Raw genomic sequence first — 22,159 nt, forward strand, 5'->3', positions numbered from 1 at the left:
ATTTGCAAACGTTTTTTTATTTTAACAACCAACCACCATCGACTGGTAGAATCGTTCCCTGCATATAACGAGAGCTTTCACTGGCTAAAAATAGTGTCACCGAAGCAATTTCTTCTGGCTGTGCCCAACGTTTAGCAGGCGTTTCATCAGCTACCCATTGAGCCATCGTACCTTCGCCTTCGAAATCCGCAGCATTCATTGGCGTTTGAATCGCTCCTGGCGCAATGCCATTGATATGAAGTCCTTTATCTGCATAATCTAATGCTAATTGTTTCGTAAAGCCGGCAATTGCATGTTTAGCTGAAGTATAGGCAATACCACCGCCTCCAGCAACAAAACTTGCCACTGATGCTATGTTAATAATCGTTCCAGAAGATTTTTTTACCATCTGCGGAATGATTGCTTTCGTTATGACAAACATACTTGTTAAATTGGTTGCTAGGACTTTTTGCCACAAGTCAATGTCAGTTTCTTCAATTGTTTGATAGGCATCTAAAATTCCGGCAGTGTTCAATAGAATCTCAATATCACCAAAATGTTGCTGACAAACTAAAACCGCTTCTTGACAAATATTTATTTGAGTTAGATCTCCAGAAAAAGATTGAAAGTGCGAGTCGTCGCTCAGTTTACCGAAGTCTGTCTGAATATCTACACCAAATACAAAACTACCAGCTTCTAAAAATGCGACCGCTTGTGCGTAACCAATTCCTGAAGCAGCACCTGTAATAAAAACAACTTTATCTTGAAACTCATTCATGCTTTCACAACTTTCCAATCCTCAGCTAAAAGATCGCAAACAGTTGGTGCAAAGACTGAAAAACCTTCATCAGATGTTTTAATCAAAAAATAAGGTGTTACTGGACAACCATCGTACTCTTCTTCTGAAACCAGAGTTACGTATAATTCAAAACCGCTCCAACCCTCGCGAATAATTTTTTTTCCTTGTTTTAATTTTGGTAAAATTTCCTCAAATGTCATTGTTATTCCTCCATTTTTTTACTAGTTGTAACATAAAACGAGCTAAAAATATCCATTCTAACAAATCATGTGTGCCAAATATATACACATTGGTAGTACAATGGTGTATAATAGAATTATCAATAAAAGGAGTGATCAATATGAGCGATAAAAACCGTAATGATACCCGTTTAAGCATTCGTATTGACGGTGAACTAAAAGAACAAGCTAAAGAAGTTTACAGTGAACTAGGTATGGACTTAACAACTGCTGTCACCATTTTTCTTAAACAATCTGTAAGAGAAAGTAGTATACCTTTCCAACCTCATTTAGAAAATCCAGATAATATTCAAGCGAGGCAGGAAGCAAATTCAGATAATCTTGAAACTTTCGATACAGTAAAAGAACTTATGGAGAGTTTAAATGCTGAAGACTAGATACACGCCACCTTTTTAAAAGAGATTATAAAAGATTAATGAAAAAACATTATAATCCAGAAAAATTTGAGCAGGTTCTAGAACTGCTAGTTCACAGACACCAAAGTGAACTAATCAGAATTTACAAAGATCACTCGTTGACAGGAAATTGGCAAGGTTTCCGTGAATTGCATATTGAAAAAGATTGGCTACTTATTTATAAGATTGACAATAATAAGCTTATCCTTACTCTCACTCGCACCGACAAACATGACGAATTATTATAACTAAGTAGATAATGAAGTAAGGTTCATTGTCTACTTAGTTTTTGTTTCTTTAATAGAAATGCAATGCTATTGCAATCGAAATGGCAAGTCATTCTCAACCCTTTGCCACATCAATCCAATTTTTAGCAGAAGAATATTTTTCTAACTCATCAGGTGTTAATTCCACTGCACTTTGACTATCTCCTGCTGCAGGATAGATCCAGTCAAAATTTCTCAGTGATTCATCTAAATAGACATCTACATTGGGCTTTATTGCAAAAGGACATACGCCACCAGGTGAATGTCCAATGGCTTGTTCAACAGAGTCTTTAGGAATCATTTTTGCTCTTTTTCCAAAAAAGGACTTATACTTTTTATTATCAACTCTAGCATCTCCTGCCATCACAATAAGAATGTTTTGACTTCCATTCAATGTAAATGACATTGTTTTGGCGATTTTTTCAGGTAAGCAGCCTAATGTTTGGGCCGCTTGTTCCACAGTAGCACTAGAACCAGTTAAAATCTTCACCCGATTTTCCAATCCTAGCGTGGAAAAATACTGTTTTACACGCTCTAAAGACATAAAACATTCCTACCTTTACTTCTAATCATCAAAATTTAACTTAATGAATACTTTACAATAAGAATGTCTGCAATTCAATTTCAAATTATTTTCTTTTTTGCAAAAATTTTACTTTTGCTCAAAATAAGATAAAATAAAACTTCATTCAGTAGGAACTTTTCGTTTCTGAGTTGAATGAAGTTTCATTTTATATCAAACGCTGATAATGTTGAAAAGCATAGTTATTAAAGCCACTTTCTAGCTATATTACTGTATTTTGCTTTCGACCAGCTAGAAATTCTGTTAAATTATCAACCACAATATCTAATAATCGTTTTCTTGTTTCCTGTGGTGCCCAAGCTATGTGTGGCGTAATGTAGCAATTTTTAGCTGCTAGTAAAGGACTATCTTCATTGATTGGCTCATGTTGTGCTACGTCCATTGCTGCAGCAGCAAGCTGTTCGTTATTCAACGCCTCGGCAACGTCTTGTTCATTGATCAAACCACCCCGTGCAGTATTAATCAAAATAGCAGTATTTTTCATTTTTTGTAGTGAAGAGCTATTGATCAACTCTTTTGTATCAGGAGTTTGTGGTACATGTAAGCTAACGACATCAGACTGGCTTAATAGTTCATTTAGGTTAACTTGTTGTATCCATTCAGCTTTACTATTTCTAGGACGGTGGTTATAAAAGATGACTTTCATTCCAAATGCATGACCAATTTCAGCAACTTTTTGTGCAATTCGTCCAAACCCAACAAGCCCTAACGTTTTTCCTTGTAACTCTGTCAGTGGTGTGGCAAAGAAACTAAAATCAGGATTGATCGACCATTTTCCTTCATGTACTAGTCGGTTGTGTAAGCCGACTTGACTTGTAATTTCCAACAACAAAGCAAACGTGAATTGAGCTACAGCTTCTGTTCCATATGCCGGAACGTTAGTTACTGTAATTCCAGCTTTAGCTGCTGCATCAATATCGATTATATTATAACCAGTCGCTAAGATACCTATATATTGTAAATTAGGTGCAGCATTAAGAACTTCTTCATCCAAAGGAGTCTTATTGGTCAAAACGATTCGCGCATCACCGATTCGTTCCAAGATTTCTTTTTTATCAGTAAATGACGTTCTATCGTATATCTCGCATTCGCCAATCTCTTTTAATGGTTTCCAATCAATGTCTCCAGGGTTTAAAGCGTATCCGTCTAAAACTACAATTTTCATTCATTATACCTCCCACAGTTATGACTAACTTTATTCTTCTTTAAATCATAACATTATAATTATTTCTTTTCTAACAACTAAGAAGCGCATTGTTTAAAGTTATATTTTATTCGGGAGTAATTACTTTACGAATCATAGTCTTTCATTTTGTCGGAAAAACAGTTTATCCAATAGAAATGGATAAAAAAAGTATAGGCGCTATTTTTACTAGCAACCTATACTTTTTCAAAAAATATATCATTTTATAATAAAAATGGGTCGTTCATAGGATCTGCCAGATAGAAAAGATCCACTACGTTCTATTGCGCCCTTCAGGCCCTAAATCTTTTGCAGTTTCCGGCATAGCGGGCTCACTTGGTACGTTTAAATCTTCATATCCCCGAGCATTTGCTTCTTCATTGGTCTTTTCCGAATCGCGAGATGTTGGAGCTAAATCAACGTCTTTTAAATTGATTCCTAATGCTTTTGCAACGCCTTCCCCATAGTTCGGATCTGCTTGATAGCAATTATTGATATGACGGTGTTTAATTTGTAGAGTACTATTTCCCATATTACGAGCAGTATTTTCAAATAATACAAGTTGTTGCTCTTTTGTCATACGACGGAAAAGCATACCAGGTTGGGTATAATAATCATGATCATCTTCTCTAAAGTCATAATTTTTTACATTTCCACCTTGCATTGCCGGTTCTTCCATAAATTTATGATCAGTATAATTTCCATAACTATTATAGTCTAATTGATTAGCTTCTTCTTGAGTCATTACTTGGATGTACATTTTCCATTTAGGGTATTTTCCTTGTTCAATAGCATTATATAAATCTGCTTGATAAGATTCACGAGTATTAGCATTTACAGTTTCTGCTTCCTGATCGGTTAAATTTTGTATTCCTTGTTGAGAACGGAAATAAAATTTTACCCACACACGTTCATTATCTTCATTAATCATACTATAAGCATGAGAACTAAACCCATGCATAAAACGATAAGAAGATGGGAGACCACGATCACTCATTGTAATGGTTACTTGGTGTAGCGACTCTGGTAATGATGTCCAAAAGCCCCAGTTATTGTTAGGACTTCTCATGTTGGTACGTGGGTCTCTTTTAATCGCACGATTCAAATCGATAAAGTGCTTTGGATCCCGATGGAAAAATACAGGCGTATTATTTCCAACTAAATCCCAATTTCCTTCTTCTGTATAGAATTTTAACGCGAAACCTCGGATATCTCGTTCAGCATCTGCAGCACCACCCTCACCAGCTACTGAAGAAAAACGAGCAAACATTTCATTTCGGTTTTTTTTAACTATCTCGGAAAAATTTTGGCTTTGGTATACTGAGTAATATCGCGTGTCACTGTAAATGTCCCAAAAGCACCTGATCCTTTGGCATGCATGCGACGTTCAGGAATCACTTCACGATTAAAATCGACAAGCTTTTCGAGTAACCAAACGTCTTGTAGCTTACTAGGACCACGTTGTCCTGCAGTCATGGTATTATCATTCTTGTAAACCGGTGCTCCAGCGCTTGTTTGCATTTCGGGATTATTACCAACATTTTGGTTACGGCTACTTTGATAAGAATCTAACCCATTTTTAGCCATAAGGTTTTTTTCCATATAAAAATCTCCTTTACTCTTATTTTTAAATATATTATAGAAATAATTTCGAGACAAATAGTCTATTTTAAATTTAAAAAACTAACTCTATTTAGTATAAAATTACCCCTAATCATTTTCTCGAATAAATACATTATCGATGTTTTTTTACTACTGTCAATAACTTTTAAAAACAGCTTTTATTTGATTAAATTTTCTATTATAAAATATTTCTTATAGGTAAAATGACGAATTATTATAACTAAGCAGACAACGAATTGACGTTCATTAACTGCTTAGCTTTCAATTAATAATCTTACCTTTTTTAAGTCTATCGAATTAGATAAATCTACAAAGTAAGGTTGCTGCCATTTTTGTGTTTTTGCTGCGCTATTATTTAGGCTACTTTCCCAAGTCGGATAGACTCTAAATGCCATCTTACCTTTTTGAATTTTTGTTTTTAAAATACCTTTTTCCAATAAAATGGACTTTGGGAAAATAAATTGACCTAATTTTTCTTCATCTATAATTAGAATAATAACTTTTTCTGGTGAATTGCTGTATGAATATGCTTGATTTACATTATTTTCATCTTTTTTCCAAAGCGCAACAAAGTACCCTTTCTTCTTTGGCGTTTTCTTTGCCAATCTACTACGAAAATGTTGATTACTGAATTGAAAAGTTAGCCCCTCATATTCACTATTTTGTTTTTCCAATTCCCAGTTTTTAATTGAAGAATCCGTAATGGAAGAAAAGGTTTTGTTTAGTAGTTTTGTAGAAAGTAACATATTTATCTCCTGACGTTTACATTTATAATTATTTTATTTGTTGGTGGTGTTTTATTCCCACCCTTTTGCAACATCTATCCATTCTTTAGCATAAGAATATTTTTCTAATTCTAAAGGGAATAATTCAACTGCGCTATGATCGTCATCCCTCAGCTAGATAAGTTGTTTCCATATAATTGTGTAAAAAGAAAGAGATCATATCCATCTCTGGTACAATGTAATTTACCCAGAAAAACATTGAAAAGGAAGATGGATATGACCCAACTTAATATTAATATAAATTTTGAAGAATTAACAGAGGCTATTATGCAAAGCGATATGAACATGATGATGAAGTCTTTAGCTGTGACGGTATTTAACGCTTATATGGAAGTCGAAAGGGATGAATTTATCCAAGCGAAAAATTATGAGCGCAATGATCATCGTTTGGATTATCGGAATGGGTATTACGAACGAGATTTCACTTTAGCCGTAGGAAAACTCCGCTTGAAAATTCCACGTACTCGTTCGGGCGAGTTTTCCACGAAAATTTTTGAACAATACCAACGAAAAGACCAGGCTTTTGTATTAAGCTTAATGGAAGCCGTCGTCCAGGGAGTATCGACGCAAAAAGTAACCCATATCGTTGAACAGTTATGCGGCGAATCAGTATCGAAGTCGTTTGTTTCTAACACGATGAAACGACTCGATCCGGAAATTCAAGCCTTTAAAAATCGTTCCTTAACCTACAGTTCCTTTCGATATGTTTATGTCGATGCCATGTATATCAAAGTTCGTGAAGACCATCGAGTGGTCAGTAAAGGGGTTTATATCGCCCAAGGAGTGAATCAAAAGAATCGACGAGAAATTTTAGGATTTCAAGTCAGCGAGGAAGAACCCACCACGAGTTGGAAAAGGTTTTTCCAAGACTTGCGTGAACGGGGCTTGACCCAACCTCGCTTAATTATTTCCGATGCTCATGCGGGCTAAAAAAAGCCATACAGGAAATCTTTACCGGTACTGCATGGCAACGTTGTACCGTCCATTTCTTACGAAATATGATCGACCAGATGCCTAAGAAAAACAATCAAGAAGCTCGCTATCATCTGAAAAAGATCTTCCGCGCCAATACCTTACAAGAAGCGAAAGAAGCCCGTCAAAAGTTCGAAGATCACGTGCAAGATGATACGCGTTATAAAACAGTATTAGCTCTTTTAGATCAAGGCTTTTACGATGGTTTACAATATCTAAGTGAACCAGAAGATTATCACGTTTCCTTACGAACAACGAATTCCTTGGAACGTTTAAACCGGGAAGTTCGACGACGAGAAAAGGTAGTCTCTATTTTCCCTAACGTTGATTCCGCCGAACGTTTAATTGGTGCGGTTTTAATGGATATTCATCAAGCATGGCAAAAAGCCCCCAGAGCGTTTTTAAAAGGGCCTGTGCTAGGAAAGGAGGACACTTCTTCAGAAAATGAAACCTAGAAGAAAACGAGTTACGATTGGACAATGAATGAAGGCATGGTATTCGCGAATAGCGAAATGGGCGCCTGTTCTTAGGTTGAAGACCGAAGGAACAGCCCAAGATCACCATGCCTGAATAGATTCGTTGTCAAATCTGTCCCCTGCTTAGACCTAGAATACGCTTCGAGAGAAAATAGAATCATAAAATTAGGGTGTAGATTGCATTTGTACTTTTACACAAGATTTCGGGCTTGACCGCTAGATAGACGAAATCAAATCTTTTTAAGGATCTATCTAAATAAACATCTACATTTGAATTTATCGCAAAAGGACACACGTCATCAGGCAAATGTCCAATCAAGTCTTCTACAAGCTCTTTAGGAAACATTTTAGCTCTTTTTCCAAAGTAGGTTTTATATTTTTTATTATCCGCTTTAGCGTCACCAGCCATAACTACAAGTACATTTTTATCTTCTAGGACAAGAGAAATTGTTTTTGCGATACTTTCAGGTAGACATTCTAATGCTTGTGCCGCTTCTTCTACTCTTGCACTGGACTCAGTTAAAATCTTTATCCGTTTTGCCAATTCTAATGCGGCGCTTGGACTTTCTCTTGTGAAAATAGCGAAAAAGCATCTCTTACTGCTTTCATACATTCTTCCATCGTATAAATGTCTTCGATTTCTTCTTTTGATATAATAAGCAATTAAATTCTCCCTTCTTTTAATAAAAAACGGAATATAGAACGTTTCATCTCCTATCGTTATACTAACATCAATAGCTAATTTTTAGTATATTCATATGAGCTAAAATACATTAAACAATTTTTTTACCTCCACATATGTTAGCGGACTTATAGATAAAACAATTACCCATAGCCACTGTACAGAGTTTAATGGAACAAAGCCCAGTATATTCTGCGTTACTGGTAATGTAACTAGCAACAAAAGAATAGCTGCTCCCACAGTCGTTGTCGTAACCAGTAAGGTGTTACTTAAAAAGCGTAATTTGAAAATCGATTGCTCACTGCGACAATTATACATATGGATGATAGTTGTCCACCCTAGCACGACAAAGGTCATTGTTTCTGAAACCTCAATAGAATAGGTACGACCAATAAATATCGCGATTAAAGTAGCCATCGTGAATACCGTAGAAATTTCGGTAATCCTTCTGAGCAAACCTTCTGCAAATATATTTTCATTCTTCTTAATAGGAACGTTCTTCATGGTATTTTTTTCAACAGGTTCAACACTTAAACTAAATCCTGGAATCCCATCTGCAACAACTTTAATAATTAGTAGTTGGACGGCAGTTACAGGAGCGCCCCACCCTACGACCATTGAAATCAATACAATGGTTAGAGCTGAGATATTACAGCCTAACATCGCATACAGCGATTTTCTAATATTACTATAAACCCTTCTTCCCTCTTCTACAGCCTGTACGATGGTCGCAAAATTGTCATCAACTAATGTCATATCCGCAACTTCTTTAGCTACTTCTGTTCCACCGCCCATGGCGATACCCACATCTGCTGCTTTTAAGGCGGGGGCATCATTTACGCCATCGCCTGTCATCGACACTACCTCATTATTATTTTGGAAAGCTTTAACAATTCGAATTTTATCCTCTGGAGAAGTACGAGCAAAGACGCGATAACCACTAATGTTTTCCGCTAATTCTTCATCAGAAAGTTTACTCAATTCAGCGCCTGTCATGCCTTTGGTCCCTTCAACCAGAATACCGACATCTTCTGCTATTTTTTCAGCCGTCATTAAGTGATCACCGGTAATCATAACAGGTTGTATTCCTGCTTGTTTGGCTACTTTCACGGCCTGATAGCTTTCTTTTCTAGCTGGATCAGTGATGCCAACAAAACCTGCAAAGTGAAGGTTACTTTCTAATTCATCATCAGAAATATCAACTGAATAATTTGCAAAAATCTGATAACCCACGCCTAATACTCGGTAAGCTTGATTGGCTAAATGATCTTGTTCATTTTGATAACGTTTTTGTTCTTTTTGACTAGCGGTTAATTGCAAATGATCAAAGGCCCCTTTAGTGACTGAAATGTATTGTCCATTATTTTCATATAAAATAGTCATTCGTTTTCGTTTAGAATCAAAAGGGATTTCGTACACTTTTTTGAAATCTTGCGCGAACTTATTCAATTCCTCTTTACTAAAGGTATCATCTAAGGCTTTTTTAATTGCTAATTCAGTCGGGTTACTGCCAGTATTTGATGGGTCTTCTATACTACTTGCTAGATAAAACAGAAAAAGTAAATTATTCTTTTCATCTGATGTTACGTTTAACAAAGAATCTGTCAGATCTTTTAAGGGTATTACTTGTTTAACGGTCATTTTATTTTCAGTAATGGTTCCCGTTTTATCAGAACAAATAACGGAAACGCCTCCTACTGTTTCGACAGTCGAAGGTGTTCGTACGATTGTCTTTTTCATTGCCATATTGTTCATACCCACAGCTAAAGAGAGCGTTACAACCACTGGCAATACTTCAGGAATCGCTGCTACCGCCATCGAAATGGCCGTCATAATGCTGGTTTCTAATGGATATCCTTTAATAATCCCCACAATAATTGCAAATATTCCGGCTAAAATAGCCACGATACCTAAACTTTTTCCTAGCCTTTGCATTTTTATTTGTAAAGGAGCCATACTAGGTTCTTCTTTATTGATTAGATCAGAAACCTTACCAATTTCAGTATGTAGTCCAGTATTTATCACGACTGCTTTTGCATTTCCAGTGACGACTAATGAGCCAGAAAAGGTCAAATCTTTACGATCTCCAATCGCATCATCGTCAGCTGCGTGATAATTCGCATCTTTTTCACTTGGTTCACTTTCGCCTGTCAGGAAGGATTCATCGACAAAGAAATTACTACAACTTACTATCTGAGCATCTGCAGGTACTCGATCGCCAAGCTCTAATTGAAGGATGTCTTCAGGAACGATCTTGGCACTTTCAATCTCTTTTAACTCCCCTTCCCTTAGCACTTTACTCGTAGGGACATTCATTTGCTTCAATTCATCCATCGATTTTTCTGCGTCTTTTTGTTGCTTAATCGATAAATAAATATTTAAGAGAACAATAGAAAATATAACAATAGGTTCTGTAAAGTCATCGGGATGTGATTGAAAGGCTACATAGCTAGAAAGAATTGTCGCAAATATTAAAATAATAATGGTAATGTCTTTCAGTGCTTCTTTTAAATAAGTCATAAAGTTTTTCTTTGATTTTGTTTTAATCGTATTGTAACCATATTTTTCCAATTGTTGACGAACTTCTGCTTGCGTCAGTCCATTATGCTGTTGCTTGTTTATCATTCCTAAAAACCTCCTCTATAAAAAAGAAGCCAGGAAAACTAACCACAAAAGCCTAAGGTTAGTTTAGCTGACTTCTTACAAGTCTGTTCCGGCGAACAATACTTATTCATATTTCAAATATTATTTCACATTTTATATTTAAGGTCAAACGTTGTTAGAAAATGAAAAATCATAAGATAAAGACAGGGGGTAAAGTTCTGATTCACTCCCTAAGCCCGGAAAGATGGGGATTATTTCGTTAATTCTTTCCCTATAGCGTAAGAAAATGTTTCACTTTCACTGATAAATTATTCAACCATTAATTCTGCTTGATAATTGCAACGTTGGTAATCGTCAATTGTTACGGGGACTTCGTTAAAACCAAAGCTTTGATAAATATGTATGGCTGGTTTTAAAATATGATTTGAATAAATGACGATTTTTTGGGCGCCTTGTTCAATAGCATAATCGATGGAAGCTTTAAAAACCGCTTTTCCAGCGCCCTTTCCTTGAAATTTTTCATTGGTGGCAAATTTACAAATTTCCCAGACCCCTTCTTCTAATTGGACCGCCATACAAGTAGATAAAACTTGCTCCTCTTCTATGCCAAAATAAATCATTGCCCCTTGATTTAAATAGTCTTCAATATGATCTAACTGTTCTAAATCGTGGGATTCGAGTGCGAAAAATTTTTCAATCCAGCTTTTATTTAATTTGATAAATTCATCTTGAAATTTTTCTTGGTAACGAGTCACGTACATCTTATTTCCCCCGAGTTTTATAATTTTAATTTAATTAATGATTAAAGAAGATCATAGTGTTGTAAGGCGTGATGAATACCGTTTGTCTCATTGTCATGGGTCACAAATGTAGCTGCTTTTTTCACATTACTTCCTGCATTGCCCATAGCAACCGAATGTTTCACTACCTCAAACATACTAATGTCATTGTTACCGTCACCAAAAGCATACGTATTCATCAAATCCGTTAGCTCCAAATGTGTAAGCAACTCTTGAATCCCCGCTTTTTTTGAACGGTTTTTATTCACAATGGCAATTGAAAAAGGACTATCACGGTAAAAGGTAAGGCCTTCGTTAAACTTTTCTTCCAATAATTTGTCATCTGATAATTTTTCGCTAAATAAATATAGCATATTGACCCCAACTGTAGTGTGGAAATCGGGATCTACTTGTGGTAGTGGTGCATTATCCAATTGATATAATTTCTTTGTTGCTTCATCAATAAAGTTAACTCGATATTCTGTAGGAGTATAACAAGCAACGGGATGACCTAATTGTTGTGAAAATGTCATCACTTCGTCAACCAATTCTGGTGCAATCCGATGATCTGCAAAAACTTCTCCTTCAATAACTACATATTGTCCGTTTAAACTAACATAAGAGCTAATCGCTGTTTGTTCGGTGATTTCTTCAATTTCTTTAGGTGAACGTCCACTAGCAATTACTGATAAATAATTTTGTTTTGCCAGTTGTTCTAATAACCACAAATTTTCTAGGCTTATTTGCGAATCACGATTTAAAAGTGTACCGTCTAAATCAAAAAATAGCACGCCTTTGTATTTTTTCATAATTACCGCCTTTATAGTTAATTACTTTTTCTAAATTAGATTTTAGTTCAGATATTTATTAAAGTAAGTTTGGCGCAAAAACACCAATGAATACTGTTATAAGAATGATTAACGCTACTGATAACAATACAAAAAATCCCATGATACCGTTAAAGTAATCACTGTTTTCATAATTGAGAGGCTTAAAACTACGGCCGTTAATAAAATAGTAGGCTGTAGGAACGATAACAAGTACAATCAATAGCCCCCATAAAATATTTATCCAATGAAGGTTTTGGAAAAGCAAATGAATAATCATCAAAAAACTACTCCAAAGAAAAACTTGTTTAAAAGTAACCTCTTTTTTTTTACGAGCCATCGTTTTCCCCCTCTTCTTTTTTATGTATTTAAATCATCATAACTTTTTTTACTACTAAAAATCAATAAGCAAACGACAAACTTCTTTATTTAATTTTAAGTTAATAAAAAACAAGTTATCCAGTATTAAAACATGGATAACTTGCTTTGTTAAAACTAAAATCATTTTAGTAAATGATTTATTTTTCTTTGATTGAACCGACTAAATCATCTTTAACTGTTGGGTTTGCTAAGAGATTTCGAACATCATCTAGATCTACCTTAACGTTCCAAATCAGAACGCCCACAAGACGGTCTTCTTTTAAGAAATAAACAATCGTTCCGTCTGCTCTTTTATCAAATACTTGTGGTAAAGTTGGATCCAATGTTCCAATTGCTTGCCATGCAATTGAAAAGATATTGGAATAGAAATAAGGAGTGTGCGTATAGGCAGCGTGTGCTCCAGCCATGTTTCTACCCACTTGTTCTCCAGAATTTCTAGCATGATCTACGTGTTCAATTCTTTGGCGTCCCAATATTTTATCTGGATAATATGCAATATCTCCGGCGGCCCAAATTGAAGGATCGCTAGTTTGCAGATATTCATCTACTTCAACGCCATCTCCAGCTAATTTCAGTCCGCTAGCTTTTGCCAGAGTTATCCTTGGAGAGACACCTAAACCAATAACAATAGTATCTCCTGTGATTTGTGAACCATCGTCTAAAGTAACTACCAATTGATCGCCATCTCGTTGATAAGATTCAGCTTTTTTGCCGTTTATCAAGTTGACGCCACCTTTTTTAAAGGTGTCTTCGTATTCAGTAGTAATTGCCTCAGGGAACTGGCTTTCACCTAATGTATTTTCTAGATAAACCATCGTCACTTGGGTTTCATTTTGCGCTAGTGCCGCTGCAATCTCACTTCCAATATAACCACCGCCGATGACAATGACGTGTTTATTATTGCCGCTAAATTGACGCAATTTACGGTAATCAGACCAGTCTCTAAAAACAATGACATGCGGATCATCAGGTCCATCAATGGTCATAGGTTCACCACCGGTTGCCAGCAATAATTTGTCATAACAAACAACTAGGTCGTCTCCTAATTGAATCGATTTATTTTCCCGATCGATTTTATTGACCGTTGTGTTAAATTTAAAGCTAACATTTGCTTGTTTTTCGGCACCGACTTTTATGTCTTCTTCAGTAAATTCATCATCTAGCCATAATTTTTTACTTAAAGCAGGACGTTCATACGGTACATCAGCATCTTTTGAAACAACAAGAATCGAACCATTCGGATCTTCTTTACGAATGCCGTTAACAGCATAGCCGGCAACCATTCCTCCACCAACAATGACATATTCATAGGTGTTATTATTTTCTAAACTGCTCATTTTATTCCCTCCATAAAATTTTTATTTATCCCTTTATCTTTATTGTAATACAAAAAAGATAAAGATAAAAAAATATAGTTTCTCTTTTTTGTAGCTTATAACCAGAATAGATACTAAAAAATACGCTAAATAACACAAGAATATTGTTATTTAGCGTATCGTTATTCAGTGTTTAGACAGATTATTTGAACAATGCCTTGACTTCTAAATAATCTTCTAATCCATACAGCCCATTTTCACGACCAATACCTGATTGTTTATAGCCGCCAAATGGTGCTTTCGGTGAACGAGCGCCACCATTAACTGTAATATTTCCTGTTTTTAGTTGACGAGCGACGTCCATCGCTTCTTTTTCAGGACCTACTACCGCACCAGATAAGCCATAAGAAGAATCATTGGCAATTTTAACGGCTTCTTCTTGTGTGTCATAAGTGATAACGACTAGAACGGGACCAAAAATTTCTTCTTGGGCGATCGTCATATCGTTGGTAACATCTGTAAAGACCGTTGGTTCGACAAAGTAACCTTTCCGGTTGAGTCGGTTCCCCCCAAGGAATACATTAGCTCCTTCGTCTATACCCTTTTGGATGTAATCCAAAACAGTGTTCATTTGGTCTTCAGATACCATAGGGCCTACTCGTGTATCGTCTTCAGCTGGATCGCCTACTTTAATATCCTTATAGTAATCTTGGATGACTTCTTTGGTTCGTTCAAGTTCATCTTTAGGAACTAATAAGCGAGTCAATGCTGAACAAGTTTGGCCTTGGTTATCTAAGACAGTACTTGCAGCTGATTTAACAGCTAGTTGCAGATCGCCGCCTTTAAGATAAACCATTGGAGATTTACCGCCTAATTCAAGGACTAATTTTTTCACTGTGGTTGCAGCATTTTCATATAGCCCTTTTCCGACAGCTGTTGAACCAGTAAAGGAAACAACAGATACATCTGGATGTTTGGTCAAGTAATCTCCTGTATCACTACCGCTACCTGTAACCAAGTTGAAGACGCCTTTTGGCAATCCTGCTTCTTCAATAATTTCAGCATAGATGATCGCAGTAAGTGGCGTGTTCGTTGCCGGATTTACCACAACTGTATTTCCTGCAAGTAAAGCAGGTGTAATTTTACGTTGAATTTGGTTCATTGGGTAGTTCCAAGGCGTCACACAAGCGACTACACCATAGCCTTCTTTAATAATCGTCGCATTATCGACTTCTTCTTCAAAATTAAAGTTTTTAAATTCATCTAACGTTCCTTGAATTTCGTTTAACGACTGTGGAACTTGTCCTTTTTTAGCAAATGTTTTAGAAGCGCCTAACTCTTGCACCATTGTATCGGCAATTTCGTCTTGACGGTCTTCTATCCCTTTTTTGATTTTTTCGATATATTTAGCACGTGTTTCAGGAGAAGTATTATTCCATTGATCAAAGGCTGCCTTTGCAGCTGCGACTGCTTGGTCTACATCTTTATGGGAGGCCCTGACTACCTTTGCAATCACTTCTTCGTTTGCCGTGTTAATAACGTCTGAATAATCACTTGATTGCGCATCTTGCCATTGACCATCATAAAATAATTTGTCGTATGTTTTCATAGAAAAATTCCTCCTTGTTCAATTTAAGCTTTCCTAAGCTCTATTACCATTGTAACAAATCGAAAAAAACGCTACAAACATTTCAATTGTGTCTACTAAAAGCTATTATTCTTCATCCGTTGGTTTTAATTCGTCTTCTGTAACCCATTTGTGATTTGTAAATTCTTCGCTGCCATCTGCCGGTTCAAAATCGATCATATAAGCGGGTCCGTCGTGGGTACCGGTAATCACAGCAGTTTGCCCTTGCATTCCTGCCATATGGTCTGCGGTAAGCGTTGCTTCATCGCCTACTTCAAAATCATCTGTATCATCATCAGCTTCCAACTCTTCTTTTACGACCCACTTATGATCTTCCATTGGTTCGTCACTATCTTCAGGTGTGAAAGTGACTTGATATAAGGTGGTATCGTAAGCCCCCGTTATTGTGGCGGTAACTCCTTCCATAATATCCATGTGTGCATCTTCAATTTCAACTTCTTCACCAACTGGATATTGAGGATTTTCTGCCTCTTGCATATTGTCTGGCTCATCTTCATTACGATTGTGATCCATTTCCATATCTCCGTGGTCCATGTCGCCATGCTCCATATCACCACTTGAATCTTCCATGTGTTGATCAGAATCGTCCATCATCATCGAGCTACTTTCAGACATATTGTCCATTTGGTCTTCTTCATCGTTATTACTGTTGCTGCAAGCGCTTAACAAAACCGTCGATGTCAATAGCGTAATCCACGTAAAGCTTTTTACTTTCTTCATTGTTCATCCTCCTTCATTATTTGTTGACAATATTAATATAACATCATTGTTTACTAATGTAAATTCAAAAGGAGGGCGTGAGCGGTTATCTTCGTCTTAAAAAAGTTTTTGTGTTTTGCTATTAAACTTCGGGCGCCATTATAATTAGAACTAACCAATTAACTATTACTTTGCTCTAGATATCGACCGATTAGTTCCATATGGTGCATGACAGCTGCTTTACGCATCACGCCCAAGCCAGGAAATTTTTCCTTGTTTGCATAATCTATCAGCATAGCTAAACCTAGGGTGTTCTCTTCTTTGCATAAGCGTCTTTGCCAAACAAACACTTCTTCCATTAAAACCAAAAACTTCTCTTTTTGTGATGGCAATTCTTCCGGTGATATGAAATGATGAATGCGTAGCGTATCATCCATAAAATAAACTAGGTGAAGGCTTAAAAATGGTGAAGGATAGCCTTTTTCATAATAGATTCGACTATCGATTGAAAAATCACTAAACCCGCTAAATCCTCTTTTTTTATAAGTTAAATGATCCGTTGAAAATAATTCATCGGGCAGTTCTTGATAAAAACTTAGCTTAGGCAGGCGAGTAAAATGATCCAAAGTTAAGATTTTAGGGCCTTCTACTTTATTTAATAAGCGAAATTCTGGCGGAACAAGAACCTTTTTTTGGTTATTTGTCCAATCACTGGCTAAAGTAGCTGATGGTTGGTTACCAATGAACAGTTCAGCCGTTTGATCCATGGTTTCTAATGGCTGATCAACAGCTAGTGCCTTACGGGCAGGAAAAGATTGGATAAGCTGATTTCCATTTTCTGTGTTAAATTCGCCTATTTGAGGATTTTGGATTAAATAAACAGGATGCTGATGGTCCTGAGCACTTAAACAAAGTTTTTGTAAAGCTGTTGTATTCTTCACGGGTTCAACAATTGGACAGATCTTTTCAGATAATAGATGATTGTCTATGAGTGTCCGCAATGCTAAAAGATCAAATTGTTTCCCTCTGAAATAAGGATAGTACATTATTCGCTCTCCTTTAAAAACTGTTGCTCTAATTGGAAATAAGCAGTGCGAGTGGCATCTAGTTCCTCTTTTAACGCCTCTACTGTTTGTTTTTGTGTTTCTTCGATAAAACGGTCATAATAATTTACTCCACCGCCAAACAGATCATATTCTGGCTGGCGTTTTTTTAATTCTTGATAAATTTGTTTAGTGCCAAATACTCTTAATCCGCGGGCTGTTTGTTTGGCCTTGCTTACTTCTCTAGCTTGCGAAGTAATGAGACGGTACAATAGCTCCTGTTCATTGACTTGTAGTGTTTGCCTTTGAGGCTTTTTCTCAGTGGTAAAAAAACCTGGCACGCCTAAATCATCTGTTAAATATGGATGATAGACTAAGGCACCAATCTGCGCGGGAATTTCTTCTTTTACGATCGCGTAAAGACTTTCTGGTAAAACAAAGTAGTTATAATGACCAATAAAAGAAAGTTTTGCTTTTGAACGAAAGTCTGCTTTACTTACTTTTAATTCATAGCAGCGCCATTCAAAATGTTGTTGGTTATCCAAACGGCAACTCAATGTATCAACAATCCCCTGTTCTTCGGGCATCGTGACTTCTTCAACAACCACTGCACCATTTTCTCTGGCGTAATAATATAACGATTCTTCTATTTGAGTTGTTAAAGATGTTTTCATTTCATGACTCCTTGTGTTTTTTGTTTGCTATTTTAGCATGGAACTCAAATCTTTTATAGCGACAGTTTTTTGCCGAAACTAGCGAAATATGTAATTAATTCATGAATATTTGATATAATAAATAAAAACGTAGAAGGAGGAAACAAATTTGCGAATTTTATTAGTTGGCGCAAGCGGGAGGATCGGACAATTGGTGTATCAACGACTTTCTGCTAGAAACCATGAAATTATCACTGCTAGCCGCCATTTTGGTGATATCCGAGTGGATTTAACTTCTGTCAAAAGCATCGAAAATTTATTTAAAAGAGCTGGTGCACTCGATGCGATTATCAGCACGGCTGGCGCAGCAGATTTTGCTACAATGGCTGCGTTAACGCCAGAAATTAACCAAACCGCTGTATTGAGCAAACTGCTTGGTCAAATCAATTTGGCGTTAATCGGACAGCACTACTTATATAATAATGGCAGCATCACATTGACAACAGGTATCACAAAAGAAGATCCTATTCCTGCTGGTGCTTCAGTAGCCATGGCAAACGGTGGCGTAGCAGCATTTGTAAAATCAGCTGCTATTGATTTAACGGATGGCAAACGCATCAATTGTGTGAGCCCTAATGTCTTGGAAGAAGCGATGGCCGATTACAGCGAAACATTTATTGGCTTTACTCCTGTTGCAGGTAAAAAAGTAGCCAACGCTTACCTGAAAAGTGTCGAAGGAAAACAAACCGGTCAAGAATTTAAGGTATATTAAAAACAGAAAGTTCGTTTTTTACGAAGCAGTTGAGAAACTGCTTTTTTGGTAGAAAGGGCGAAACTTTAATATCTTTTTTCATCCCTACCCTTTTTTTCGTAAAAAATAACGACAAGTAATGACTGCAGTAAAAGGCAGGACAAAAGCAACACTGATACTTGAAAGAATAATCACGGCAAATTCAAAGACAAAAGCTTGAGAATTAATCATTTCATACCAAGGAATCGACAAATCTTGATACCAAAAAATGAGTGCCAATCCTGTACTGATAAAGGCAAATAGTATTGTATTGACAGTTGAATTCAAGATACTTTTGACCACTGACATACTTGACTGAAACAATTTTTTCAAGTTCATTTGTTGAGAACTTTGCTGAAAGATTTCTGCTGTGGCACTAGCAATTGACATACTCCCATCAATTAACGCGCCAGAAACGCCAATTAAAATGACTGAAACGCTTAATTGAGTAAAAGAAACGGGCACGTTCAGATTCAATGCCGCTAATTCTTCTAATTCTTGGGATGAAAAGCCAGAAATAGACAATTTTTGAATCAAAGGAATAAATACTAAAGATACTACAAATAAAAATAATACTAAGCTATAAAAAGCAGCTTTTGTTTTTTCGTTCCATCCGTTGACATACCCTAAAGTGATCAGACTGTTTAATAGAATATAGGCGAGGGCCGCCACGTAAACTGGAATTCCTTGGTGTAAACAAAAAATCAAAAAAAAGAACAACAAAACATTCATGAATAAACCACTTAATACGTAAAAAGAAGTTTTCCCTAAAATAAGTACAATCAATACGATAAATACAAGTAATAGATTAGTAATGACATTCATTGTTTGGCCCCCCTTCTACTCATTTGGAAGAAAAGTAATGAGAATGGAATAGAAAGTAAAATGCCGAATCCACCACATAAAACACGTACCATTTCTAAAGACAATAACATACTGACTGTTTGACCAAAAGGCCAGCCATTGTGCAGATAAACTAACATCATTGGTATTGCACTACTGAAGTATGAACAGATCAACACATTAATCATGGTCGAACTTATATCTTCTCCGACTTTTTTGCCTGAACGAACTAGTTGACTAAGCGTGACTGTCGGATTTTTCAACTCGATTTCTTCTAAAGTAGAAACAACTGTGACGACGGTATCTAAGGAAGCACCAATAGCCCCTACTAGCAAACCTGATAAAAAGATGGGACGATATGGCCGTGTTAAAACACCCATATCTTCAAAACGCAGCCCTTCATCTTGATAAAACTCCATTGCAATAAAGCAAATAAAAAAAGCCGTAAAGACTGTTAAGAGGGTCGCAAAAAACTTTTGCAAACTATTTTTTTTGATACCATCGATCAAGAATAACGTGATGGCTATCGAAAGAACAGTATAAATTGCAGTAAAAATAACCAATGAAATATTCGTAAAATTGCGGTAAACAGCGACAATTAAAAATAAAGCTGCACTATTCAAAGAAACACTGATAAATGTCGTTATACCGGTCTTTCCACCCACAAAAATTAAAGTAAATAATAGAAAAGCTACCATAAAGAATATAAAGCCATCGCGCTTTTTTTCTTCAACATTTCCCTGCGAGTAAAATACTTGCTCGCCTTCAGAAAAATGGGTGGAATCTAGTTCATTTTCACGATAATCCGCTGTTAAATGAACCGATTCGCCCTTTTCTGTTCCATTTACTTTAGTTGCTTGGATATCTTGTTGATTTCCGTTTACTTCAACTTGATTGATTTTTGCTAAAGATTGGTTATATAAAGCGCCGCTTGTTAGCTGTATGCCAAAACTTACGATGACACAAAAAATAAAGCAAATTATGCCGCTGATCACTTTTTTATTCATCGCTTTTCTCCTATCATTGTTTGTTCAATCATTAATAGTAAAACAACAAAATTCAAGAAACAAGTTTTATTATTTTATTTTTAAGAAAAAATAATCAGGAGCCTCCTTGTTTTATTTAAAACGAAGGAACTTCTCTCGTTTTTCAAACTCAAAGGAATTTTTCTAAGCAACCTATTTCCGAATCGTCCTCTTTCAAAAAAGCGATACATTTACGTAGCTGTTTTATTGGATAATAAGCCCTTCCATCGCTAGGTCGTTTAAAAAGTGCAGCGGCAAAGATAATTTGGGATTAAAATAAAAATCCATCGTGGTTAGCTGATTTAAATCAGCTTGCATAGTAATCAAAGTAGATAGCGTGTTAATCATTTCCACTTGTTCACGACTACTTGTCATTAATTGTCCGCCCATAATTTGTTTACTTTTTTGATCAAAAACCAGTTTTAAGGTTAGTTCAAACTTTTCATCTTTGACAAATAAATGTTCACGAGTATAGGTTTTGGCGACTGAAGAAACTTGGAAACCATAGTAAGGAGCTTCCTCTTCGTTGATTCCCGTGCTAGCTAAATAAGCATTAAAAAGTTCTGTTACAACAGTTCTTTGGACTTTCGGAAAAGCAATTTTTTCTGGTAGTAAAATATTTGAAGCAGCAATCATACCAGTACGATAAGCATTAGTGACTAACGGGACATAAATTGACGAAGACGATTCATTAAAGTGAATCGAAACTAAATCGCCAACTGCATAAATCGCTGGATCGGAGGTCTGCAGATATTCATTGGTATTTAAGGTGCCATCCATATTGATAGCTAAATGATCTGCAACTAACGATATATTAGGTCGCGGATTGATAGCAAAAACAACGGCGTCACAAGATAAAATTTTTTCATTAGTTAAAAGGATCCCTGCTACATTATCTTTTTCATCGAGCTGAATCTCTTTAACATTACTATTTAAAATAACATGCACGTTGTCAGGTAGGCTTTCTAGTAATCTCTGAGTAATCTCGTCATCAAAATAACGGAATAAGACGCTATCCATTCGATCAACTAAATAGATTTCTTTTTTTAGATGTGCTAAGGTTTCTACTAATTCAAAACCGATTAGCCCTGCGCCAATAATTGCAATTTTATCGGCTGAACGGATGGTATCGACCGCTTGCTCTGCTTGTGGCAAAGTTTTATAATTGGTAATTTCGCGTTCAGATTGGAGTGAAAAATCCGTTTGATACTGACTTGATCCCATGGCCAAAATCAGATCATCATAAAAAATGCTATCTTTGGTTTGATTCTGCCCTGTTTTAATAGAAAAAACGACTTCTTTTTGTTCTGGCAAAATTTCTGTTACTTCTGTATTAAGTAAAACGTTAATTTTTTCGGCTACTAATTGCCCAGGAGTGACTGTTCTTGCTTCTGCTAAATCAGTAATTACTCCTTCTAAATAAAGGTTTAAACTGCTTCCCATGTAACCTAAAATATTGGTTCGTTCGATAATTAATACTTCAACGCTGGGATCAATTTTTTTCAAGTGTCTAGCAGCTGCAATTCCCGCATGTGACCCACCAATAATAACTACCCGCATTTTTTTACC

General features: G+C 36.2%; 23 protein-coding genes and 1 pseudogene. 4 read left to right on the forward strand and 20 right to left on the reverse strand.

Going from position 1 to position 22,159, the window contains the following annotated elements; all coding sequences use genetic code 11:
• Positions 1-16: 16 nt before the first annotated feature.
• Positions 17-757, reverse strand: coding sequence for a 3-oxoacyl-ACP reductase (locus C7K43_RS03295; protein ID WP_124005550.1), 741 nt, complete (start codon positions 755-757; stop codon positions 17-19).
• Positions 754-978, reverse strand: a complete 225-nt coding sequence (locus C7K43_RS03300; RefSeq protein WP_124005551.1) for a DUF2829 domain-containing protein — start codon at positions 976-978, stop codon at positions 754-756. The genes C7K43_RS03295 and C7K43_RS03300 overlap by 4 nt, the downstream gene beginning before the upstream one ends.
• Positions 979-1,118: 140 nt before the next feature.
• Here C7K43_RS03300 and C7K43_RS03305 point away from each other — a divergent pair, with 140 nt between their 5' ends.
• Positions 1,119-1,394, forward strand: a complete 276-nt coding sequence (locus tag C7K43_RS03305) for a type II toxin-antitoxin system RelB/DinJ family antitoxin (protein ID WP_124005552.1) — start codon at positions 1,119-1,121, stop codon at positions 1,392-1,394.
• A 38-nt stretch (positions 1,395-1,432) separates the two neighbouring features.
• Positions 1,433-1,660 (forward strand): type II toxin-antitoxin system RelE/ParE family toxin, encoded by a 228-nt coding sequence (locus C7K43_RS03310; protein WP_124005553.1) that lies wholly within the window; start codon positions 1,433-1,435, stop codon positions 1,658-1,660.
• Between the two features lie 94 nt (positions 1,661-1,754).
• Here C7K43_RS03310 and C7K43_RS03315 read toward each other — a convergent pair whose 3' ends face one another.
• The 5 genes from C7K43_RS03315 to C7K43_RS03330 all read right to left on the reverse strand — a co-directional run bounded on the left by C7K43_RS03315 (position 1,755) and on the right by C7K43_RS03330 (position 5,813).
• Positions 1,755-2,222 carry a YbaK/EbsC family protein gene (locus C7K43_RS03315; RefSeq protein ID WP_124005554.1) on the reverse strand — a complete coding sequence of 156 codons (468 nt, stop codon included), beginning with the start codon at positions 2,220-2,222 and terminating at the stop codon, positions 1,755-1,757.
• Positions 2,223-2,463: 241 nt separating this feature from the next.
• On the reverse strand, positions 2,464-3,426 hold the full coding sequence (locus C7K43_RS03320; RefSeq protein WP_124005555.1) for a D-2-hydroxyacid dehydrogenase: 963 nt from the start codon (positions 3,424-3,426) through the stop codon (positions 2,464-2,466).
• 292 nt (positions 3,427-3,718) lie between these two features.
• Entirely contained in the window at positions 3,719-4,714 is a 996-nt protein-coding gene (locus tag C7K43_RS03325) for a catalase (protein ID WP_276527753.1), read from the reverse strand.
• A 20-nt stretch (positions 4,715-4,734) separates the two neighbouring features.
• The gene (locus C7K43_RS13785; protein ID WP_276527754.1) at positions 4,735-5,046 is read right to left on the reverse strand and encodes a catalase; all 312 of its coding nucleotides are present in this window, start codon (positions 5,044-5,046) and stop codon (positions 4,735-4,737) included.
• A gap of 275 nt (positions 5,047-5,321) precedes the next feature.
• Positions 5,322-5,813: a MepB family protein gene (locus tag C7K43_RS03330; RefSeq protein WP_124005556.1), complete on the reverse strand. Its 492-nt coding sequence runs from the start codon at positions 5,811-5,813 to the stop codon at positions 5,322-5,324.
• 255 nt (positions 5,814-6,068) lie between these two features.
• On the opposite strand from C7K43_RS03330, the pseudogene C7K43_RS03340 reads away from it, so the two are divergent.
• Positions 6,069-7,279: pseudogene (locus C7K43_RS03340) on the forward strand (IS256 family transposase).
• Between the two features lie 178 nt (positions 7,280-7,457).
• On the opposite strand, the gene C7K43_RS03345 reads toward C7K43_RS03340, so the two are convergent.
• From C7K43_RS03345 to C7K43_RS03390, 10 genes are all read right to left on the reverse strand, one after another.
• Positions 7,458-7,844, reverse strand: coding sequence for a YbaK/EbsC family protein (locus C7K43_RS03345; RefSeq protein ID WP_226996724.1), 387 nt, complete (start codon positions 7,842-7,844; stop codon positions 7,458-7,460).
• A gap of 219 nt (positions 7,845-8,063) precedes the next feature.
• Complete coding sequence (locus C7K43_RS03350; RefSeq protein ID WP_124005558.1) at positions 8,064-10,607, reverse strand: cation-translocating P-type ATPase; 2,544 nt, start codon at positions 10,605-10,607, stop codon at positions 8,064-8,066.
• A 287-nt stretch (positions 10,608-10,894) separates the two neighbouring features.
• Positions 10,895-11,347 carry a GNAT family N-acetyltransferase gene (locus C7K43_RS03355; protein WP_124005559.1) on the reverse strand — a complete coding sequence of 151 codons (453 nt, stop codon included), beginning with the start codon at positions 11,345-11,347 and terminating at the stop codon, positions 10,895-10,897.
• Positions 11,348-11,388: 41 nt separating this feature from the next.
• A complete protein-coding gene (locus C7K43_RS03360; protein ID WP_124005560.1) occupies positions 11,389-12,174 on the reverse strand; it encodes an HAD family hydrolase in 786 nt (261 codons plus the stop codon).
• A 58-nt stretch (positions 12,175-12,232) separates the two neighbouring features.
• On the reverse strand, positions 12,233-12,532 hold the full coding sequence (locus C7K43_RS03365) for a hypothetical protein (RefSeq protein WP_124005561.1): 300 nt from the start codon (positions 12,530-12,532) through the stop codon (positions 12,233-12,235).
• Between the two features lie 178 nt (positions 12,533-12,710).
• Positions 12,711-13,910 (reverse strand): NAD(P)/FAD-dependent oxidoreductase, encoded by a 1,200-nt coding sequence (locus tag C7K43_RS03370; RefSeq protein ID WP_124005562.1) that lies wholly within the window; start codon positions 13,908-13,910, stop codon positions 12,711-12,713.
• A gap of 181 nt (positions 13,911-14,091) precedes the next feature.
• On the reverse strand, positions 14,092-15,498 hold the full coding sequence (locus C7K43_RS03375; RefSeq protein WP_124005563.1) for an aldehyde dehydrogenase family protein: 1,407 nt from the start codon (positions 15,496-15,498) through the stop codon (positions 14,092-14,094).
• Between the two features lie 105 nt (positions 15,499-15,603).
• On the reverse strand, positions 15,604-16,257 hold the full coding sequence (locus tag C7K43_RS03380; RefSeq protein ID WP_124005564.1) for a YdhK family protein: 654 nt from the start codon (positions 16,255-16,257) through the stop codon (positions 15,604-15,606).
• Between the two features lie 158 nt (positions 16,258-16,415).
• Positions 16,416-17,282, reverse strand: a complete 867-nt coding sequence (locus tag C7K43_RS03385; protein WP_124005565.1) for a sce7725 family protein — start codon at positions 17,280-17,282, stop codon at positions 16,416-16,418.
• On the reverse strand, positions 17,282-17,953 hold the full coding sequence (locus C7K43_RS03390; RefSeq protein WP_124005566.1) for a hypothetical protein: 672 nt from the start codon (positions 17,951-17,953) through the stop codon (positions 17,282-17,284). Before C7K43_RS03390 ends, C7K43_RS03385 begins: the two co-directional genes overlap by 1 nt.
• A 148-nt stretch (positions 17,954-18,101) precedes the next feature.
• Here C7K43_RS03390 and C7K43_RS03395 point away from each other — a divergent pair, with 148 nt between their 5' ends.
• Positions 18,102-18,704 (forward strand): short chain dehydrogenase, encoded by a 603-nt coding sequence (locus tag C7K43_RS03395; protein WP_124005567.1) that lies wholly within the window; start codon positions 18,102-18,104, stop codon positions 18,702-18,704.
• Between the two features lie 84 nt (positions 18,705-18,788).
• Here the strand turns inward: C7K43_RS03395 and C7K43_RS03400 are convergent, their stop codons facing one another.
• The 3 genes from C7K43_RS03400 to C7K43_RS03410 form a co-directional block, all read right to left on the reverse strand.
• Positions 18,789-19,547, reverse strand: coding sequence for a YibE/F family protein (locus C7K43_RS03400; RefSeq protein WP_124005568.1), 759 nt, complete (start codon positions 19,545-19,547; stop codon positions 18,789-18,791).
• Entirely contained in the window at positions 19,544-20,572 is a 1,029-nt protein-coding gene (locus C7K43_RS03405) for a YibE/F family protein (RefSeq protein WP_124005569.1), read from the reverse strand. Before C7K43_RS03405 ends, C7K43_RS03400 begins: the two co-directional genes overlap by 4 nt.
• A gap of 222 nt (positions 20,573-20,794) precedes the next feature.
• Positions 20,795-22,150 (reverse strand): FAD-dependent oxidoreductase, encoded by a 1,356-nt coding sequence (locus C7K43_RS03410; RefSeq protein ID WP_124005570.1) that lies wholly within the window; start codon positions 22,148-22,150, stop codon positions 20,795-20,797.
• Positions 22,151-22,159: the final 9 nt, after the last annotated feature.

Source organism: Tetragenococcus koreensis, assembly GCF_003795145.1.
In the GTDB taxonomy this organism is placed as follows: Bacteria; Bacillota; Bacilli; order Lactobacillales; family Enterococcaceae; genus Tetragenococcus; species Tetragenococcus koreensis.

Excerpts from the sequence above, each read along its gene's own strand:
- C7K43_RS03325 (WP_276527753.1), bottom strand. The coding sequence starts at position 4,714 with ATGTTTGCTCGTTTTTCTTCAGTAGCTGGTGAGGGTGGTGCTGCAGAT.
- C7K43_RS03330 (WP_124005556.1), bottom strand. The coding sequence starts at position 5,813 with ATGTTACTTTCTACAAAACTACTAAACAAAACCTTTTCTTCCATTACG.
- C7K43_RS03350 (WP_124005558.1), bottom strand. The coding sequence starts at position 10,607 with ATGATAAACAAGCAACAGCATAATGGACTGACGCAAGCAGAAGTTCGT.
- C7K43_RS03370 (WP_124005562.1), bottom strand. The coding sequence starts at position 13,910 with ATGAGCAGTTTAGAAAATAATAACACCTATGAATATGTCATTGTTGGT.
- C7K43_RS03410 (WP_124005570.1), bottom strand. The coding sequence starts at position 22,150 with ATGCGGGTAGTTATTATTGGTGGGTCACATGCGGGAATTGCAGCTGCT.
- C7K43_RS13785 (WP_276527754.1), bottom strand. The coding sequence starts at position 5,046 with ATGGAAAAAAACCTTATGGCTAAAAATGGGTTAGATTCTTATCAAAGT.
- C7K43_RS03400 (WP_124005568.1), bottom strand. The coding sequence starts at position 19,547 with ATGAATGTCATTACTAATCTATTACTTGTATTTATCGTATTGATTGTA.
- C7K43_RS03405 (WP_124005569.1), bottom strand. The coding sequence starts at position 20,572 with ATGAATAAAAAAGTGATCAGCGGCATAATTTGCTTTATTTTTTGTGTC.
- C7K43_RS03390 (WP_124005566.1), bottom strand. The coding sequence starts at position 17,953 with ATGAAAACATCTTTAACAACTCAAATAGAAGAATCGTTATATTATTAC.
- C7K43_RS03305 (WP_124005552.1), top strand. The coding sequence starts at position 1,119 with ATGAGCGATAAAAACCGTAATGATACCCGTTTAAGCATTCGTATTGAC.
- C7K43_RS03355 (WP_124005559.1), bottom strand. The coding sequence starts at position 11,347 with ATGTACGTGACTCGTTACCAAGAAAAATTTCAAGATGAATTTATCAAA.
- C7K43_RS03295 (WP_124005550.1), bottom strand. The coding sequence starts at position 757 with ATGAATGAGTTTCAAGATAAAGTTGTTTTTATTACAGGTGCTGCTTCA.
- C7K43_RS03300 (WP_124005551.1), bottom strand. The coding sequence starts at position 978 with ATGACATTTGAGGAAATTTTACCAAAATTAAAACAAGGAAAAAAAATT.
- C7K43_RS03315 (WP_124005554.1), bottom strand. The coding sequence starts at position 2,222 with ATGTCTTTAGAGCGTGTAAAACAGTATTTTTCCACGCTAGGATTGGAA.
- C7K43_RS03380 (WP_124005564.1), bottom strand. The coding sequence starts at position 16,257 with ATGAAGAAAGTAAAAAGCTTTACGTGGATTACGCTATTGACATCGACG.
- C7K43_RS03365 (WP_124005561.1), bottom strand. The coding sequence starts at position 12,532 with ATGGCTCGTAAAAAAAAAGAGGTTACTTTTAAACAAGTTTTTCTTTGG.
- C7K43_RS03375 (WP_124005563.1), bottom strand. The coding sequence starts at position 15,498 with ATGAAAACATACGACAAATTATTTTATGATGGTCAATGGCAAGATGCG.
- C7K43_RS03360 (WP_124005560.1), bottom strand. The coding sequence starts at position 12,174 with ATGAAAAAATACAAAGGCGTGCTATTTTTTGATTTAGACGGTACACTT.
- C7K43_RS03385 (WP_124005565.1), bottom strand. The coding sequence starts at position 17,282 with ATGTACTATCCTTATTTCAGAGGGAAACAATTTGATCTTTTAGCATTG.
- C7K43_RS03320 (WP_124005555.1), bottom strand. The coding sequence starts at position 3,426 with ATGAAAATTGTAGTTTTAGACGGATACGCTTTAAACCCTGGAGACATT.
- C7K43_RS03310 (WP_124005553.1), top strand. The coding sequence starts at position 1,433 with ATGAAAAAACATTATAATCCAGAAAAATTTGAGCAGGTTCTAGAACTG.